We start from the raw sequence: 16665 nt of genomic DNA, 5'->3' as shown, positions 1-16665 counted from the left end.
ATAAACATACTTTGAAACAGAGGCCCTCATAGTACTATTGGGACAAAAATACAGGGGAAGAAAAGTTCAATGGGTTTCACTTTTTATAAGCCACATAAATATCTGCTTCTATGATTTTCATATCTTTTGTGACATAATGATGCACAAAATATAAGTTCCCCTGCGCATCCAGCACCGGCTCCCCAGCAAAGTTAGAAACTATTTCCTCTGGCTCACTCCACCCATCTTTTGTTTTCAAAGATCTAAATATTGCAGGGCCGGGATATCCAAGCCGACTTTGCCCGGTGAACCATAATTCATTGCCATCTGGAGTTATGAAAGGCTGATCCTCATTAAGTTCGCTATTTATATTCGGGACCTTTCTCGGATTCACCCATGATCCGTTTACATAATCCATCATGCATATGTCCCCACCACATCCATAATACATCGTCTTCCCGTCTGGACTGGTACACAGCTCCCCCACATCATAGACGGCATTCAAAAGCTCTCCTGCATTCTTAACATCCGTCCATCTTCCATTTCTAAATTTTGCTGTATATATGTCAACTTCTCCATAATTTCCGCGCCTAACAGAGGCGAACCACATGGTGTCGTTTAAAATAAAAACTGCTCCATCAAGGGATTCACTGCTCCCCAATACAATCCTCATGGGTTTGCTCCATTTTCCATTGATTTTCTTTGACCACCATATGCCAGTAACACCGTCAATGAGCTGTTTTTGCGGAGGTACATTGACATCCGGAGTGAAGAAAAAGTAGAGATTCTTTCCATCTGGTGTCACAAATGGAGAATCCTCTGCTCCGGCTGTGTTTATTGGTCCCTCTAAAGGCACAGGTTTGCTCCACTCGTCAGAATGGAGAATGGGTGGGAATACATCCATTTCTGGCATTATTTTAATGGCATTTTTAGGGATAGTATCTTCTCGAATTGTCGGCATCGCCCTCTTTCCTAGCCGTGATATGCTCGCCCAAACATTATAAGCTAGTTTTTCTCTACCATCTTTGGTTATAAGACCAAGATGGTCATTTTCATTCAAATCATGGAGCCATGCCCAACCAAGCAGGTGCAAATTGATCCCCTGCTCTTCGGTAAGACGACCTGTTACCTCGAGTATAAAATCAGCTTGCCCCTGTTCACCTCCAAATGCCTCAATTGATGGCCATCCAATCTCAATCAAACCAAATGGTTTTCCCGGCATATATTTGAGTGCGCGGGAGTAGTAGTCATCTGGGATATCACAGGGCCGGTTTATGCCCCTGACAGCATAAGGATAGCTCGTAAAGACGAGAAGATCCATCTTATCTGGATTAAAAAGTGAAAGAACTTCAAGATTCGCTTCTCTATTTTCAGATACAATCTCTCGAGCAAATGTGCAGAAAACTTTGGTCTCAGGTGATAGCTCTTTTACGGCATCGTATATCTCCTCATAAAGGCTAACATAGTGCTGAAAGCCATTAGGATCTCCCTCTTTGACCCCATATTTTTCGTACCATCTATTAACTTCATTACCTAAAGAGAGATAAAGAGGCCTTGAGATTTTTACTACATCAAGGACTGCCTTTTTATATGCCTCTCTCCACTTGGGGTCGCTTAGAGTTGCATTTTTCATATTTGGGGGTGTTATGAGCGTTATGTTTGGCCCTATAAATGAAACATGGATAATTGGGAACATGCCGTTTTTTCTTATGTAGCCCTCCACAAACGTTTGCCCCCAGTCTCCAGAGAGCTCACTTGCAAGGGAATAAAATGGAGTTGGCCTCCCCCACACAGGGGAAAACTCGACATATTCAGCTGCCTGTGAGTATGCTTCCTCAAAAGTTTGTCCTTCTGCAGGAGTTGGGAGAACTCCCATGAAAAATCCTCTCTCAGGAAGTTCTGGAGAGTCTAACGGGATTATCGTTTGTTCTGCAGGTAAAGTTTTATTAACACAACCAGAAACGAGTATTAAAACTATGATACTTATTATAATAAAGGACAAAGCTTTCCCCATATACTCACCTGATCATTATTTTATAAACAGTACCTATAAATATCTTTGTTGTCACTTTTAATATATGGAGAAGAAAATCAAGCTTGCACTACTCCTCTCACTATTATCCCCTTTCTTTGGAGAAGTAATGAGTGGATCAACTCCCCCTCTGGAAATTATAAATCCATTCAGTTTCCTCTTTTTATGGGCCTTTTATGGAGGGGGTGTTCTTTTAATTAGAGAAGCATGGATACGATGGGGCAGAGGTTATCTCCGACTTATGCTCCTTGGAATTACATATGGCATCATAGAAGAAGGCTTGGCCGTTAAATCGTTTTTTGACCCAAACTGGATGGATTTAGGAGTTTTGGCAACCTATGGTAGGATCTTCGAGACGAATATGGTATGGGCAGTTTGGCTCTCCATTTTTCATGCAGTCTTCAGCATTTCCATCCCAATCCTCTTACTCGAAATTTTCTATCCAGAGTTTAAAGAAAAATCTTTGTTAGCAAAAAGAGGATTGAAAATAACGCTTATAGCTTTTATATCTGCTCTTATAATAACATTTTTCCTGCTAAACCCTTATTCTCCTCCATTGTTTCAGTATCTCCTAACTTTTCTGCTTGCTCTTTTTTTGATTTTCGAGGTAAAAAGAATAAGAAAAGACTTATCCATAGAAGGGGAGTTTGTCCAAAGACACCCGATGTTATATGGAACATTCTTTACTATTTCCCTTTTTATCCTCTATTTGATCATGCCAAATACAAAAATTCCTTTTGTAATCTCATTGCTTTTGGGCCCCGCAATCACTGTCCATTTATATGGCCAAATGAGGAATTTAAACACGAAACAACTACTTGCGCTTGTGCTGGGAATCCTAGGCCCATTTCTTCTTTTTTATGACATAGTACTAGAATTCAATGGAATTTTTGGTATGTCCATTGTTGGTATTGGAACATTCTTAATTTTGCTCAAAAAATACCTAGAGTTGAAATAGGGGTTAAAAAAGGATAAGAGGAGCAAGTTCTCACTCCAATTCAGAAGCTTCATAAAGTGCTACTTCCTCACTTTCATCAATGAATTTTGCCTCATACGTTTTAGTTTCCCCATTAGTTATAACTTCCATAATAACCCTCTTAGGGGAGAGTTTCTCCTCAGTGGTGACTTCCTTAGTTTCTATGGCTTGTGTGAAGAAATCCCCTTTTCTTTCAAATTTAAAAACAAGAGTATCTTCTCGCATTTCATAACCATTATAAATAGCCCCTCCCATTCGAAAGGTAGCTTTAAGTTTTATTATTCTTTCTCTATTTTCCCTAGAAGAATTCTGGAAATACACTAAACCTGCAACTGCAATGAAAATTAAAATTAAAATGACAATTGGCTTTCTCATAATGTTCACCAAATTAAGATTCGTTTAAAAATATAAAAGCTTGGCGAAAGGTTCAAACTCGTTTGAAGTTAAACTTTGAGTAGCTTTTTTAGTCTTTCTTCTACTTCCTCTTTTCTCCTCACTAAGTTTTGCCTGTCGACTTCTCCACCTTTCTTTAGATAAACCAACGTTGGAACATTTAATATCTCAAAAGTCTGAGCCACTCTGGGATATTTTTCTATATCGACTTCCCAAAATTCCACTTCCTTATACCTCTCACTAAGCTCATGCATAAATGGTTCAATCATCTTGCATGGAGGGCAGCCGGGAGAAGAAAACCAAAGGAGGGCATGTTTAGCCCTCTTGATCACTTCAAAATCTCCATCAAATTCTTTAATCATTCTTAACCACCTCAAATCCTAGTCCTCTTTAATAAGAGGGAGTTACTCACAACGCTCACACTACTTAATGACATTGCACCTGCAGCCCACTCTGGCTGGAACTGGATTCCAAGTAAGATATAACCCAGTCCTGCAGCTATTGGAATTAGGATTAAGTTGTATATCATTGCCCAGAAGAAATTCTGCTTGATCTTTGAAAGGGTTTTTTGACTAAGCTTTATTGCCTTGACGACATCCCTTATGTCATTTTTCATAAGGACTATCTCACCACTTTCCATTGCTATATCAGTTCCTGAACTTACTGCTATACCTATGTCCGCTTGAGCTAAAGCAGGGGCATCATTAATTCCATCTCCAACGAAGATGACCACTTCTCCCTTTTCTTGGAGCTTTCTAACCTCATTGGCCTTATCTTGAGGCAGGACTTCAGCTAGGACATAGTCAACTCCTAATTGCTTTGCTATTGCATTCGCAGTCCTCTTATTGTCCCCAGTAATCATGCCTACTTTCTTACCCATTTTGTGCAGTTCCTCAATAGCTTCCTTTGCATGCTCCTTTATTGTGTCCGCAATTCCGATGACGCCGACTATCTCGCCATCTATAGCTATTATTATAGCCGTTTTCGCCTCATCTTCGAGCTTGTGAAGCGTCTTTTCAATGCGTTCTATTGAATACCCGTTCTCTCTTAACAGCTTTCTATTCCCCGCTAGGACTTCCCTTCCACGCACCTTAGCCTTAACACCTTTTCCAGTGATTGCCTCAAACTGCTCAGGCTCTTCCAACTCCAAGCCAAGCTCTTGGGCTTTTCTAACTATTGCTTCTCCCAAGGGGTGCTCTGAGCGCTTTTCGGCAGATGCCACCAATTCTAAAAGCTCCTTCTCGTCTATGCCAAAAGTCACTACATCCGTAACCTCTGGCTTTCCTTTAGTTAGGGTTCCCGTCTTGTCAAAGAGCACTACTGTGGCCTTTCTAGCTATTTCAAGCACTTCACCGTTTTTAATTAAAATTCCCATCTCAGCCCCTTTACCCATTCCCACAGTTAGAGCAGTAGGTGTTGCTAGTCCAAAGGCACATGGGCATGCTATCACTAAGACGCTGATCAGCGTGGTGAATGCAAAGATGAGGGGTTGCTTTGCTATGAATCCCCAATATGCAAAGGAGATTAAGCCTATTGTCAATACTACAGGAATAAAGTAAGTCACTATCCTATCAGCTATCCTTTGTATTGGTGGTCTAGTGTTCTGAGCTTCCTCAACGAGTTTAATTATTTGAGCTAAAACCGTGTCTCCTCCAACTCTTTTTGCCTCAATCTTTAAAACGGAGTTCTTGTTTATGGTTCCGCCGATTACCTCATCGCCTTTCCTCTTTAAGTTTGGAATCGGCTCTCCTGTAATCATTGACTCGTCAACATAGCTTTCCCCTTCAAGGACTATACCATCAACCGGTATTTTCTCTCCAGGCTTGACAATCACAATATCTCCAACTTTAACTTGACTTACAGGTATCTCAATTTCCTTTCCATCCCTGATTACAGTTGCTTTCTTGGCCTGCAGACCCATAAGCTTCTTAATTGCCTCACTAGTTCTGCCTTTTGCTACGTGTTCCAGATATCTACCCAAAAGCAAGAATGCCAATAAGAGCACGCTCGCTTCATAGAAGTTGTATTCCGTGGGCAAAATACCAACTGTTGCAAGCACGCTAGCAATGTATGCTGAGCCTACACCCATTGAGTACATCACATCCATGTTGAGTGTCTTATGTCTCAAAGACCTAACGGCTTTTAAGAACATTTCTTTTCCTGAATACGCTATGACTGGCGTCGCTAAGGCAAACTGTATCCAGAGCATGTAGGGAATCTCAAAGTCAAAGCCCAAAAGCCATCTATAAGTCATTAGAGTTATAATTCCACCGAATGTCCAAGCAACAATAAGTTTTTTCTTCATATCTTTTAGATGTCTTTCTCTTGCTTCTTTTTCAATATCCACACTCTCTTCCCCTTCAACGCCCAAAAATTGATAACCAAACTCTTCTATGGTCTTTTGAATATCTTCCATATCCACTAATGTTGGATCATAACTGACAGTTGCCTTCTCAGTGGCAAGGTTTACTTTAACGTCCAGTACTCCCGGTAACTCTTTTAGGGCAACTTCTATCGTTTTTACACATGATGCACAGGTCATGCCGCCGATTTTAATTATTGCATCCCTCTTTTCTCTAACGACACCATAGCCAACACTCTCTATTGCTCTAATGATTTGAGTTATATTAACCATAGATTCGTCGAATTTAACGTATGCACTTTCTGTCGCTAAGTTTACTTTAACATCCTTTATACCCTCTAATTCTCTAAGAGCTACCTCTATAGTTTTAGCACAGGAAGCGCAACTCATTCCAGTAATTTTAATATTCACGTCCATGAGATTCACCTCTGTTATATAGTCTATTAGAAGAATTATTGAAGTTATTTCTTAACAAAATGTAAAATAACATAGGAAAATTTTTATAGTTTGATAACCATGATAAATGTGAATACCTGTAGGAGGGTCTAAATGGTAAAGCTTGATGAAATTGACTTAAAACTCATATATCTACTGAGAGACAACTCAAGGCTTAGCATCTCTGAATTAGCAGAGATTTTAGGAGTAAGCAGACCTACTGTAAGAGCAAGAATAGAAAAATTAGAAAAAGAGAGAATAATCAGAGGATATACAATAAAAATTTCCCCAGAACTTGAGAGAGCTGAGAATATAGTAATAATGATCATCAAAACCGACACTCCCGAAAAACTTGAAGAATTTGATGAGATCATCGAGATTAATAAGTTTACAAGTAAAAAGTATATTATAAAGATTGCAGTAGAAAACATGGAGCAGCTTAGACAAGTTGTTGAGAAGGCTGGGTTTGAAGTAATTGAGATAATGCCAGTACTAGAGATGAGAGAGCGAGAGAGACCAATAAAGATAAGAGTCCCATTTAAATGTGATTATTGTGGAAAGGACATTGTCGAGGAACCTATAGTATATAAGTATCGCAACAAAGTGTATTTCTTCTGCTGCGAAACCTGTTTTAGAGAGTTTAAAAAAGCGAGAGAGAATTTAGAGAAGGTTAGACTATCCAAGGAACAAAAGGTAAAGAATACTCACAGTCACCAAGATCACACCCATAGCTAGGTCCCCTCTTCCACTCATTTTTGAGAGTTTGTCGACTGCCACTCCAAGTTTTGTATACTTATTGCCGTAATGAAATCCTAGAGTGACCAAGACCAGAGGAAAAACCGATATTCCAACAAATATAGCCAAAAGAGCCACTCTAACACCTAATGAAAATCCATCCGAAAGGAGAGAAGTCACTAAGAGGTATGAAGGAAGAACACATGAAAGTGAGAAGAAAGACATGAGACCTCCTACTAAAAAAGCACTAGACGGCGAAGTCGCTTTTTCTAGTATCCTATTACTTTTTTCTCTCAAAGGATTGTTAGGAGAGATTTTCACATATCCAAGTGAAGAAAGTATTTTATAAATTCCCACTATAATTCCAAAAGCTACTACAAAATACCTTAAAAACAGGAATTTTCCGTGAAGATTCATCAAAGCAGAAGCTATTATGGTATAACCTAGAAAGGCACCTGCAGTAAAGGAAAGGCCCACTTTAAGTATTTTATTTTCATCCAGTAGAGCTATCATTGATAGGAGAAATACTATCATCAAGAAAACAGAAGGCCTAAATGCATTTAGAATCCCAAGTGCTATTACTGAAAAGGTTGTTAGGCTGGTAAACTCATTAACAGTCTCTGCTAGAGCACCTTTTCCCATACCCAATATACTAAACAATATTAAAATAGCTCTATTTTTCATTTTTTCCACACTCCTTAAAGAGTAATTTTAGATTAGTGGGTAATTTAGTGCTCCATTGAGGGTTTACCTACACGTATGAGCCTTAGTGTTGAATCCCCCTCTATAGATATATTAACCTTATCCCCTCTTGAGAGGCATGGTACATCAATAGGGTGGGTGTAACGTACTTTCAGAATTTCTCTCCCAATATCAATTATCGCAGTGCACGTAAGAGTCGTATAATCTTTATCAGGTATACAATCAGTGTCAGCAAGAACTATGGCATTTTGAACCTCTACGGGTTTTCCTTCAACCACATATCCAGAAAAAATATCCTGCTCCTTAGAAACTATACTGTAGTATGAGAGAGATAGAATTAATATTGCTGAAATTAAAATCCCAAAAAGGGCCTTTCTCATGATCTTTCCTCCTAAAAAAGGTTACAAAAATAAAAATGCTAATCAATTCACTCATCTTCTGAATCTTCCTCTATACCCATAAACCTTTCACAGTATTCATGCATCTCTTTCCAGTCTTCACTCATGTACTCCTCCATCTCTTCTTCCATTTCCTCGTGCATTTCAGCAAAGTTGCCTGTCTCCATGTATTCCTCCATCTCCTCATGTTCATCCATCATGCCGTGTCCCATCATTCCACCATGCATAGGGCCTATCATTGGTCCAAATTCATTCCAAAAACTGTCCCTCTCATCTCCATCAAATGCTCCTGAATGAGCTAAACCATAAGGAAGTGCTATGAGCGCTCCAATTATAAACCCGATTAATACTGACTTCCATTCCATTTCTACATCACCTTTTTATATCTTCACACTCAGATAAGATGGCGATGGATAATAGGCTTATTATTTGCATTATGAGAATTAACGATGGCAAAGTTTACCAAATCGAAGGAATAAACTTAATTGAAAGTTTGCAGAAATACAAACTGTGAAGAAAATGAATACTCCAGCAAAAAAATATGATCGGTTTTCAAAAATTTACGATCTTTTTGAGAGTCCTATGGAAATGAGAGCATTTTCGAAATATAGAAAGAAAGCTTTAAGCTTAGCTAAAGGCAAAGTTCTTGAGATTGGTATTGGAACTGGAAAAAACCTTCCATATTATCCAGAAGGGGTTGAAGTAATAGGTATAGATTTCAGTCGAGGAATGCTTGAAAAAGCTGAAAAAAGAAAGAAAGAACTTGGATTAGAGAATGTTAAGTTGCTCTACATGGACGCTCAAAATATGGAATTCGATGACAATACCTTTGATACTGTTGTAAGCACCTTTGTTTTTTGTACAGTTCCTGACCCAATTAAAGGACTGAAAGAAGCATATAGGGTCCTGAAACCCGGAGGAACTGCCATATTTTTGGAACATATGAAAAGCAATTCGAGACTTTTAAATATCCCCCTCTACCTCATGGAACCTTTCATCAAAACACTTCTTGGCACTTCAATGCTCAGGGAAACTCAAAAAAATATTGAAAAAGCAGGTTTTAAGATAGAGAAGGTCGAGAATTTATTCTTTGATATTGTGAGGCTTATAATTGCCACAAAACCTACAGACGAATAATCAAGTTGGCATCTTATGCACCATTTTACAATATTGTTTTTAGGATGAATAGCATTTCTTCATTCTACATTTGTGTCCAAAACTTTTTATTCCAAACCTTTTGTTAAATCTGGCTGAAATATTTTCGATTTTTCGAAAAACAGCTTTGCCACAACCGAAAGATATATATGCATTTTTATTCATCAATGGGTAGGTGAGGGTTAAGATGGTAGAAAATTACACAAAATTGAGTATTTATGATGACATCGTACAAACTATCGGAGAGACCCCCTTAGTCAGGCTTAAAAAGATAGAGAAGTACTTCAACGTCAAGAATGAGTTATATGCCAAAGTAGAGTTTTTCAACCCTGGAGGAAGTATAAAAGACAGAATAGGCAAATACATGATTGAAGGCGCTAAAAAAGAAGGAAAAATAGTTGAAGGCGGAGTTATAATAGAGCCTACTTCAGGAAACACTGGCTTGGGTCTAGCCCTGGTAGCTGCTGATGAAGGATACTTAACAGTTTTCACGATGCCAGATAAAATGAGTCTTGAAAAGGAGTTTCTTCTCAAAGCCCTAGGAGCTTTCGTGATCAGAACACCTACTGCTGTTGCCCCAAGTGATCCAAACTCTTACTACAAGGTAGCTGAGGCTGTAAGAAACCTCATCTGGAAGAAAAAAAGACCAGTGACTCGAGAAGAACTTAAAGAAATAGTGGAATATGTGCAAAAGCTTGTAAAAGAGGAGAAGATTGATGAACTTAGGGCAATCCTAGATGAAAGAGTTGAAGAAACACCTTACGCTTACATTCCCAACCAGTACTTCAACAAATACAACCCTTTGGCACACTATGAGACCACAGCGAGAGAGATCTGGAAACAAACAAAAGGGAGCATAAACTATCTATTCGCTGGCATAGGTACCGGTGGAACAATCACTGGCATCGGACGCTACATAAAAGAAAAGAGAAGGGACGTGAAGATAATAGGGGTTGATCCTGTCGGTTCAATATACAATCTCGTAAAGAAGGGGATGAGCCTAGAAGAGGCTGTGAAAAAAGCCCATCCATATTTGGTAGAAGGAATTGGAGAAGACATTCTCCCAGAGACTGTTGATTTGAACCTAGTTGATGATATAGTTGTCGTCAATGATCAGGAAGCCTTTGCAATGACGCGCTTCTTGGCGAGGAAAGAAGGTATCTTAGTTGGTGGCTCTTCAGGAGCTGCTTTATATGGGACAATAAAATATCTCAAAGAAAATGGAGTAAAAGGAAAAAGGGTCGTTATAATATTCCCAGACACTGGAAGGAACTACTTAACAAAGATATTCAACGATAAATGGCTTCTTGAGAACGGTTTTGAAACTGATGATGAAAAAGTTCTGGAGGGATTAAGATGAAGTTTTCAACCAAAGCTATTCACATCGGTGAAGAGCCGGAAAACATGCAGTACGGCGACGTTGTCTCCCCCATTCATCTCTCGACAACCTTCGCAAAGAAGAGCATAAGGGAAGTTGAGGAAGGTTATGTTTACTCCAGAAGCGGCAACCCCACAAGGGATAACCTTGAGAAAAAATTAGCGGCACTTGAAAACGCTAACTATGGGTTGGCTTTTTCCTCGGGGTTAGCCGCTGAGTCCACAATACTCCTAGCTTTACTAAAGAAAGGAGATCATATCATAGCTTTTGATGACCTTTACGGCGGCACTAAGAGGCTGTTCAATCAAGTTATGGAACGCTTTGGGATTGAGTTTACTTACGTGGATGCAAGGGAACCGGAAAACGCCAAAAGTGCAATAAAAGAGAACACAAAGATGATTTGGCTCGAAACTCCCACAAATCCCCTCTTAAAGCTCGCTGACATCAAGGCGATATCTGAGATTGCTCATGAGAGAGATTTAGTCATGGTTGTGGACAACACATTTGCAAGTCCCTACTTCCAAAATCCCCTTGACTTAGGTGCTGACATAGTTCTCCACAGCGTCACTAAATACCTAGGAGGTCACTCCGACGTTGTCGGAGGGGCCGTGATGGTAAATGACGATGAGATCTATGAAAAGTTGAAGTTCCATCAAAACGCAGTCGGTGCAATTTTGTCCCCCTTTGACTCCTGGCTCGTTATGAGAGGCATTAAAACGCTTGCTGTTAGGATGGAGAGGCACGAGAAGAACGCTATGAGGATTGCAAAGTATCTAGAAGAGCACCCATTGATTGAGAGAGTTTACTATCCGGGCTTGCCTTCCCATCCGCAGCACGAGCTCGCAAGAAGGCAAATGCGCGGCTTTGGGGGAATGCTCTCATTCGAGCTTAAAGGAGGATTGAAGGAGGCAGTGAAATTCGTCGAGAGCTTGAAGATTTTTGCACTGGCTGAAAGCTTGGGAGGAGTGGAATCACTAATTGAGCTCCCGGCTTTGATGACCCACGCCTCTCTTCCAAAGGAGGAAAGGGAGAAAGTTGGCATAAAAGACTCCCTTATCAGAGTTTCGGTTGGAATAGAAGACGTTGAGGATCTCATTGAAGATCTGGAGAGGGGCTTTGAGGCGGTGAGAAAATGATACCAAGCATGGATGAGGTTAAAGAATTCTTGAAAAAGCTCGGCTTTGACAAGAAGTCAGCGAAAGATCTCGTTGAGCAAATAGAGTACTTTGAAGAAGAAGCCCCCCAGAGGGATGATATCGTGAGAGACTACCTCAGAGAGGAGTGCATAGAAACAATAGTTAACGATATCGCTAAAGAAATTCTGAAGCTAAACAAGGAAAGCATTAAGCTCTTAGACGTTGCAGCTGGCTCAGGGTTTTTCACAGAGAGAATCAAGAGGAAGCTCGAAGATAGAGGAGTCAAAGCAGATGTGTATGCTTTAGATATAACTCCAAGCATGCTGAAAAGGCTTAATGAAAAAGGGATAGCACCCATTTGGGGAGTTGCCGAGAAAATTAGGGAATCCATTGAGATTGCCAATAAACACTACGGCATAAATGTTCCAAAAGAATTCGACATCGTGCTCTCCACCCTGGCGTTCCATCACTTCCTGAATCCTGACAGAGTACTAGAGAGCATGAAGAGCGTTTTAAACGAAAGCGGTAAGGTGATAATAGTTGACGTCCTCAAACACGAGCATGAGGAGCTCAAGGAAACTTTGAAAGACACTCACCTTGGCTTTTCATTAGAGGAAATAAAAGAGATGGGCTCAAAGATATTCAAGGAAGTGAAAACCAGCTATATGGATGTGTACTGTGAAGTCGGTGACATCATAGTCGGGCTTTATAAGGCAGTGTTTGCTTAACTAGAGCTCTTTTTCTGCCACTTCTTTTAGCTTTAAGTGAGCTTTTAAAAGCCTCTTTTTGATGATACGCTCTGCTATGAAGAGGTTCAAGATTTTCCCCAGAAAACCATAGCGAAGGGTGTAGTACACACACTCAATACTTATAGTCATGTTATCCACAGGGATGAAATAGTGTTCATATCGCAATTTTTTAAAAAATGGATCGTTCCCTATCATTTCTCCGGAATAAAAAGAGTTTTCGTTGAAATCTGCAATTCGATATTTTACCCACTTTTCTGCTCCTTTTTCACGGATGTAGTATATTAACCCTTTCTTCAATTCCCCATCGTCTTCAGATTTAAACTCATATTCCGGCCAGAATAATCTATGATTATTAATGTTGGATACGAGAGAAAAAACTTCCTCAACTCTCGCATCAATAAGCACTGCTATCCTGACACAATGAGAGAAACTTCGCGATGGTTTGCACTCTAAAAACTTAACCTGTGTATTTTTAAGCCTCTTGACAATTAAGTGAATTTTCTGCTGGTCGTATTTTTTCGAATTCATTTTCCACCGCCTTCATTCATCAAGCAGTTGCTTATATTCTTTAAAATTGGGTAATAACATAAAAATATTAAAAAATCTGAAAACAGATGAAAAAGTACTAACCTTCTAGAAGCTTCCTTTTTCTTCTTTCGTATTCCTCGTCATCTATTTCTCCCCTTGCATATTTCTCGTCAAGTATTTCAAGTGCTCGATTTTTTGATGTCTTTGTGGTCCCGCTTGAGCTCTGCTCGATTATCCACTTAATGAACCATACTACTGCAACTATTATTGCAACCCAGAATAAGAGCATGAATATTGCTCCGACGATTCCAAAGTAGCCAAATCCCATCATGTCATGCCACCCCCATTCAAATTCTCCCATGTGAACGAGATAGTTTCCAAAATTTTCAAACATCATTTTTGCTCGCCTCACTTATTACTTATCTATAAAGAGTTATATCTCTTATTTTTACCAAAGTGTAAAAATAGCAATCCCCAATTTCGCAAAAAATAAAGTAATGTAAGTTTTCTACTTTCATTCTATGATCCTTTACTCTCTCCCCCTCTTTTTAAGTCCACTATCCTTAATGTATATGAACATCAAGCCTTCAGTCCTTTCTCCCAGCAAGAAAGATTTCAAGAATTTCCTTTTTCAGGTCTCTGATATCAAAATATTCCCCCGCCATTAGATAATGAATGGCCAAACCATCCAAAAGAGCTCCAAAAAGTATTGCCCTTACCCTTGGATTTAAGACTCCAAGTTCCTCAAAAATACTACCGAAGAGCTCTAAATACTCCTCATAAAATCCCTTCCACTGTTCCAATCCGTTTCCATGTTTGATGCTCTCTTCATAAACCTCTAAGAAAAAACGCGAAAGTTTTGGGTTATCCAAAATAAACTCAAATGAATAATCAATCAGCGCTTTAAACTTATCTTCCGGCGACTTTGCACTTAGAATTTTAGGGAATATTGCCTTAGCCCACTGCTCAAATCCATAAAACAACGCTTCTTTAGCAAGCTCATACTTTGAGGAAAAGTGATAGAAGAGCCCTCCTTTTGAGAGTCCAACTTTTTTCGCAATTTCCTCCATTGAAACATCATCATAAGCTCTCTCGCTAAAAAGTTCAAGGGCAACCTCTAAAATCCTCTCTTTAGTTTCTTTCCTCCTCATTTTCAGCAACCTCCTCCATGTGAATAAAAACAATTAACTACCCTTTTCAATACGTTTTAAATCCAATACTCCTCTATGACCTTCACCACTTCAATCACTCCTGTGCCAAAATGACCTCAAGAGAAGTGGCAAAGTTAGTACTGCCCCAACAAAACTGTATATCAACCCAAAAAGCGTTGTAATGGCGAATTGGGCAATTACTGGTATTGGTATAAGAATAAAAACTCCAAAGGCAACAAGAGTCGTTAGAGCAGAGTACAGCACCTCCTTTCCTGTGCTAGATAGAGAAATTGCATAACACTCCTCCAGAGTTTTACCTTCTTTTCTTTCAAGTGCCCACCGATTTGCTATGTGAATTGGATAATCTATTCCTATACCAACTATTATTGCTCCAACCATTGCAGTCATCATATTTAGTGGAATTCCCAAGAACTTCATTGTCATGAAGAGCCATCCAATGGTTATGAACGGAGGAAGAGCCGTTAGGAATCCTAACAATGGAGAACGGTGGAAAAGACCAAACGCTATTGGAAGCACTATGAAAGCAAATGCTAAGCATAGGAAAATAGAGTTTGCCATCGAATCCCTAATGTCGTCCAACCCTCTGGCCCAGATTATTGGCATCCCCGTAAAGCTTACATTCGCGTTAACGGCCTTAAAGTCCTCTTTAAGCTCTTCCAAAAGCTTTTTGCCATGGTAACCAAGCTTTGTCCTCGTTGCAACCCTTATTATTAAGCCATCAAAGTTTCCATTTTCATCCTTGTGGAGATAATACTTCCCCATCGGAGCCTCATAAAGAGCGCTTAAGAAAGCTTTTAGCTCTGCAGGAGTTACATCCCTATCGATTTTACCATCCCTATTTTTATCCACTAAGATGTAAGCGCCTGCAACTCTTTGATCTTCCATTATGAAGAATGGGAGTAGGCTTAAAATCCATTCCACACGGGCTTTTTCACCATAAACAACTATATATTTGTCATCATTCATATTTTCAATAGCTTTTTCAAGCTCGTCCCAGAATTTTGGGTCTGTTAACTTGCCATCAACCCGTATGAAAACAGTCTCCGTGCCAACATCGAATTCTTCATTTAAGATATCATAGGCTTTGGTTATGTCCAAATCTGTAGCTAACTCCCCTGTTGGATCATATGAAGCCTTCATTCCAAAGCCCAAAGCCCAGCCGGGCAGAGCTACACCAAAAATTATGATAAGAAAGATAACCACTATCGAAGGCTTCTTAATGAGCCAGAGAAGCCTTTTGATTACACCATTTTTAACGAGTTCTCTTTGTTTAAAGGTTTCAAACTGCCTTTTGGCTTTTCTTAAATCCAACAGCTCTCTCATGGCAGGAACAAATGTTAAGTTTAGCACAAAAATCGCCAGAATTGAAAAAGCCGAAAGAAATCCAAAATGCCTCATGCTTGGAATTTTAGAAATTCCATTCGATGAAAAGCCTACAACAGTTGTAACCATCGCCAAAAGAAGAGCAATTCCAACTGTGGAGAGCACTAAATAAGCGGACTTCTTAGGATCGGAAGTTTCCTTAAGCTTCTCCCTGTAGTTCATGAGCACGTGAAAAGAGAAGTCTATGCCCAAACCAAGAATTAATATGGGCACCATGCCAGCCATTACATCAATTTTCCATTCTAAAAGCCCAGCTAGACCAAAAGTCCAAAGCATTGCCAAAAAGAGCGTTGTTAGCGAGATCGCAACATCACTTAAGCGCCTAAAGTTAAGTATCATCAAAGCTAGAATTAAAATCAATGCAATCAAAAATGCAGGAATTAAACGCTCCTCCGTTTTTACATAATAGTAGTTCAGGAGCTTGAAGCCGTAAGTTAGAGTTTTTGCATCAATGCTTTTGGCCGTGCTCTCAATTCTAAGCTCAATCTTCTCAAGTTCACCATTCGAGAGGGCAGCGTCTAACGAGATGTAAATCACCATCTTATCGCTTTTCATAGCCTCTCTATCAAAAGTCTTCGGCAGAAAAACGAGAACATAATCTTTCATAACTTGAGGAACATTTGGATCCTCCAGAAAAGCATTAAAAGTTCTGATTATCTCGTCTTTTGATGCAAAAGAGCGTATTTCTTCCAAAACCTGTTCTTTGGAAGGATTAAAATTTCCTTTCAGCGAAAGCCGATAGATAGCCAAAAATTCAGGAAGAGAGGTTATACTCTCATCTTTGGGCTCCATTAAAGCAGAGTTAATGATAGTATCTTTCCAAATCTTCTCTGTGATATCTGCTGTTTTCTTGAAATATTCTGGCGTTAAGACATCTTCCCCCTGAATAAGTATTATCACCGGTTCCTGATTTCCAAAATCATTTTGTATATCCTCCATTATTCCAACTTCGGGATAATTAGGAAACAGGCTCTCTAAGCTAGTTTCCTCCTGTAGATTAGCAGTGAAAGAAGTAAAGATAATTGTAATGACTAAAACTAGTGCTATAGCACTTTTTGGATGAAAAGCAATCCATTTGGCTATTTTTTGCATTCTCAATCACCTCTTACCTACCGACCAGTCGGTCATTATACTATTTAAACTTAACCCTTA

17 protein-coding genes are annotated in these 16665 nt (G+C 39.5%); 6 read left to right on the top strand and 11 right to left on the bottom strand.

Going from position 1 to position 16665, the window contains the following annotated elements:
* Positions 1-76 precede the first annotated feature (76 nt).
* On the bottom strand, positions 77-1993 hold the full coding sequence (locus EP1X_RS06890; protein WP_055283002.1) for a PD40 domain-containing protein: 1917 nt from the start codon (positions 1991-1993) through the stop codon (positions 77-79).
* Between the two features lie 64 nt (positions 1994-2057).
* Here EP1X_RS06890 and EP1X_RS06885 point away from each other — a divergent pair, with 64 nt between their 5' ends.
* Positions 2058-2969 (top strand): hypothetical protein, encoded by a 912-nt coding sequence (locus EP1X_RS06885; RefSeq protein WP_156300723.1) that lies wholly within the window; start codon positions 2058-2060, stop codon positions 2967-2969.
* A 30-nt stretch (positions 2970-2999) separates the two neighbouring features.
* Here EP1X_RS06885 and EP1X_RS06880 read toward each other — a convergent pair whose 3' ends face one another.
* The 3 genes from EP1X_RS06880 to EP1X_RS06870 form a co-directional block, all read right to left on the bottom strand.
* Complete coding sequence (locus EP1X_RS06880; protein ID WP_055282998.1) at positions 3000-3362, bottom strand: hypothetical protein; 363 nt, start codon at positions 3360-3362, stop codon at positions 3000-3002.
* A gap of 68 nt (positions 3363-3430) precedes the next feature.
* Positions 3431-3742: a thioredoxin family protein gene (locus EP1X_RS06875; protein ID WP_055282996.1), complete on the bottom strand. Its 312-nt coding sequence runs from the start codon at positions 3740-3742 to the stop codon at positions 3431-3433.
* An 11-nt stretch (positions 3743-3753) separates the two neighbouring features.
* Positions 3754-6159, bottom strand: a complete 2406-nt coding sequence (locus EP1X_RS06870; RefSeq protein WP_055282994.1) for a heavy metal translocating P-type ATPase — start codon at positions 6157-6159, stop codon at positions 3754-3756.
* Positions 6160-6291: 132 nt separating this feature from the next.
* Here EP1X_RS06870 and EP1X_RS06865 point away from each other — a divergent pair, with 132 nt between their 5' ends.
* Positions 6292-6912 carry a TRASH domain-containing protein gene (locus EP1X_RS06865; RefSeq protein WP_055282992.1) on the top strand — a complete coding sequence of 207 codons (621 nt, stop codon included), beginning with the start codon at positions 6292-6294 and terminating at the stop codon, positions 6910-6912.
* Here EP1X_RS06865 and EP1X_RS06860 read toward each other — a convergent pair.
* From EP1X_RS06860 to EP1X_RS06850, 3 genes are read right to left on the bottom strand one after another with little or no spacing between them, the layout of a single operon-like run.
* A complete protein-coding gene (locus tag EP1X_RS06860; RefSeq protein WP_253276555.1) occupies positions 6853-7596 on the bottom strand; it encodes a cytochrome C biogenesis protein in 744 nt (247 codons plus the stop codon). The genes EP1X_RS06865 and EP1X_RS06860 overlap by 60 nt on opposite strands.
* A gap of 44 nt (positions 7597-7640) precedes the next feature.
* Positions 7641-7994, bottom strand: coding sequence for a hypothetical protein (locus tag EP1X_RS06855; protein ID WP_055282990.1), 354 nt, complete (start codon positions 7992-7994; stop codon positions 7641-7643).
* Positions 7995-8041: 47 nt separating this feature from the next.
* Positions 8042-8377 carry a hypothetical protein gene (locus EP1X_RS06850; protein WP_055282988.1) on the bottom strand — a complete coding sequence of 112 codons (336 nt, stop codon included), beginning with the start codon at positions 8375-8377 and terminating at the stop codon, positions 8042-8044.
* A 154-nt stretch (positions 8378-8531) separates the two neighbouring features.
* Between EP1X_RS06850 and EP1X_RS06845 the strand changes: the two genes are divergently transcribed.
* From EP1X_RS06845 to EP1X_RS06830, 4 genes are all read left to right on the top strand, one after another.
* Positions 8532-9149 (top strand): class I SAM-dependent methyltransferase, encoded by a 618-nt coding sequence (locus EP1X_RS06845; protein ID WP_055282986.1) that lies wholly within the window; start codon positions 8532-8534, stop codon positions 9147-9149.
* Positions 9150-9342: 193 nt separating this feature from the next.
* Positions 9343-10527 carry a PLP-dependent cysteine synthase family protein gene (locus EP1X_RS06840; protein ID WP_253276554.1) on the top strand — a complete coding sequence of 395 codons (1185 nt, stop codon included), beginning with the start codon at positions 9343-9345 and terminating at the stop codon, positions 10525-10527.
* Positions 10524-11681: a cystathionine gamma-synthase gene (locus EP1X_RS06835; protein ID WP_055282982.1), complete on the top strand. Its 1158-nt coding sequence runs from the start codon at positions 10524-10526 to the stop codon at positions 11679-11681. The genes EP1X_RS06840 and EP1X_RS06835 overlap by 4 nt, the downstream gene beginning before the upstream one ends.
* Positions 11678-12409, top strand: coding sequence for a class I SAM-dependent methyltransferase (locus EP1X_RS06830; protein WP_055282980.1), 732 nt, complete (start codon positions 11678-11680; stop codon positions 12407-12409). Before EP1X_RS06835 ends, EP1X_RS06830 begins: the two co-directional genes overlap by 4 nt.
* Here the strand turns inward: EP1X_RS06830 and EP1X_RS06825 are convergent, their stop codons facing one another.
* The 4 genes from EP1X_RS06825 to EP1X_RS06810 form a co-directional block, all read right to left on the bottom strand.
* The gene (locus EP1X_RS06825) at positions 12410-12958 is read right to left on the bottom strand and encodes an SRPBCC family protein (RefSeq protein ID WP_055282978.1); all 549 of its coding nucleotides are present in this window, start codon (positions 12956-12958) and stop codon (positions 12410-12412) included. It lies immediately after the preceding gene.
* Positions 12959-13055: 97 nt separating this feature from the next.
* A complete protein-coding gene (locus EP1X_RS06820) occupies positions 13056-13355 on the bottom strand; it encodes an SHOCT domain-containing protein (RefSeq protein WP_055282976.1) in 300 nt (99 codons plus the stop codon).
* A gap of 190 nt (positions 13356-13545) precedes the next feature.
* Positions 13546-14109: a TetR/AcrR family transcriptional regulator gene (locus tag EP1X_RS06815; protein WP_055282974.1), complete on the bottom strand. Its 564-nt coding sequence runs from the start codon at positions 14107-14109 to the stop codon at positions 13546-13548.
* 90 nt (positions 14110-14199) lie between these two features.
* Entirely contained in the window at positions 14200-16605 is a 2406-nt protein-coding gene (locus EP1X_RS06810) for an RND family transporter (RefSeq protein ID WP_055282972.1), read from the bottom strand.
* Between the last annotated feature and the right edge of the window lie 60 nt (positions 16606-16665).

Source organism: Thermococcus sp. EP1 (genome assembly GCF_001317345.1).
GTDB lineage: Archaea > Methanobacteriota_B > Thermococci > Thermococcales > Thermococcaceae > Thermococcus_A.
This window is presented reverse-complemented; position numbering and strand designations above follow the sequence as displayed.

Coding starts and splice junctions, on each gene's coding strand:
- EP1X_RS06890 (WP_055283002.1), bottom strand. CDS start 1,993: ATGGGGAAAGCTTTGTCCTTTATTATAATAAGTATCATAGTTTTAATA.
- EP1X_RS06885 (WP_156300723.1), top strand. CDS start 2,058: ATGGAGAAGAAAATCAAGCTTGCACTACTCCTCTCACTATTATCCCCT.
- EP1X_RS06880 (WP_055282998.1), bottom strand. CDS start 3,362: ATGAGAAAGCCAATTGTCATTTTAATTTTAATTTTCATTGCAGTTGCA.
- EP1X_RS06875 (WP_055282996.1), bottom strand. CDS start 3,742: ATGATTAAAGAATTTGATGGAGATTTTGAAGTGATCAAGAGGGCTAAA.
- EP1X_RS06870 (WP_055282994.1), bottom strand. CDS start 6,159: ATGGACGTGAATATTAAAATTACTGGAATGAGTTGCGCTTCCTGTGCT.
- EP1X_RS06865 (WP_055282992.1), top strand. CDS start 6,292: ATGGTAAAGCTTGATGAAATTGACTTAAAACTCATATATCTACTGAGA.
- EP1X_RS06860 (WP_253276555.1), bottom strand. CDS start 7,596: ATGAAAAATAGAGCTATTTTAATATTGTTTAGTATATTGGGTATGGGA.
- EP1X_RS06855 (WP_055282990.1), bottom strand. CDS start 7,994: ATGAGAAAGGCCCTTTTTGGGATTTTAATTTCAGCAATATTAATTCTA.
- EP1X_RS06850 (WP_055282988.1), bottom strand. CDS start 8,377: ATGGAATGGAAGTCAGTATTAATCGGGTTTATAATTGGAGCGCTCATA.
- EP1X_RS06845 (WP_055282986.1), top strand. CDS start 8,532: ATGAATACTCCAGCAAAAAAATATGATCGGTTTTCAAAAATTTACGAT.
- EP1X_RS06835 (WP_055282982.1), top strand. CDS start 10,524: ATGAAGTTTTCAACCAAAGCTATTCACATCGGTGAAGAGCCGGAAAAC.
- EP1X_RS06830 (WP_055282980.1), top strand. CDS start 11,678: ATGATACCAAGCATGGATGAGGTTAAAGAATTCTTGAAAAAGCTCGGC.
- EP1X_RS06825 (WP_055282978.1), bottom strand. CDS start 12,958: ATGAATTCGAAAAAATACGACCAGCAGAAAATTCACTTAATTGTCAAG.
- EP1X_RS06820 (WP_055282976.1), bottom strand. CDS start 13,355: ATGATGTTTGAAAATTTTGGAAACTATCTCGTTCACATGGGAGAATTT.
- EP1X_RS06815 (WP_055282974.1), bottom strand. CDS start 14,109: ATGAGGAGGAAAGAAACTAAAGAGAGGATTTTAGAGGTTGCCCTTGAA.
- EP1X_RS06810 (WP_055282972.1), bottom strand. CDS start 16,605: ATGCAAAAAATAGCCAAATGGATTGCTTTTCATCCAAAAAGTGCTATA.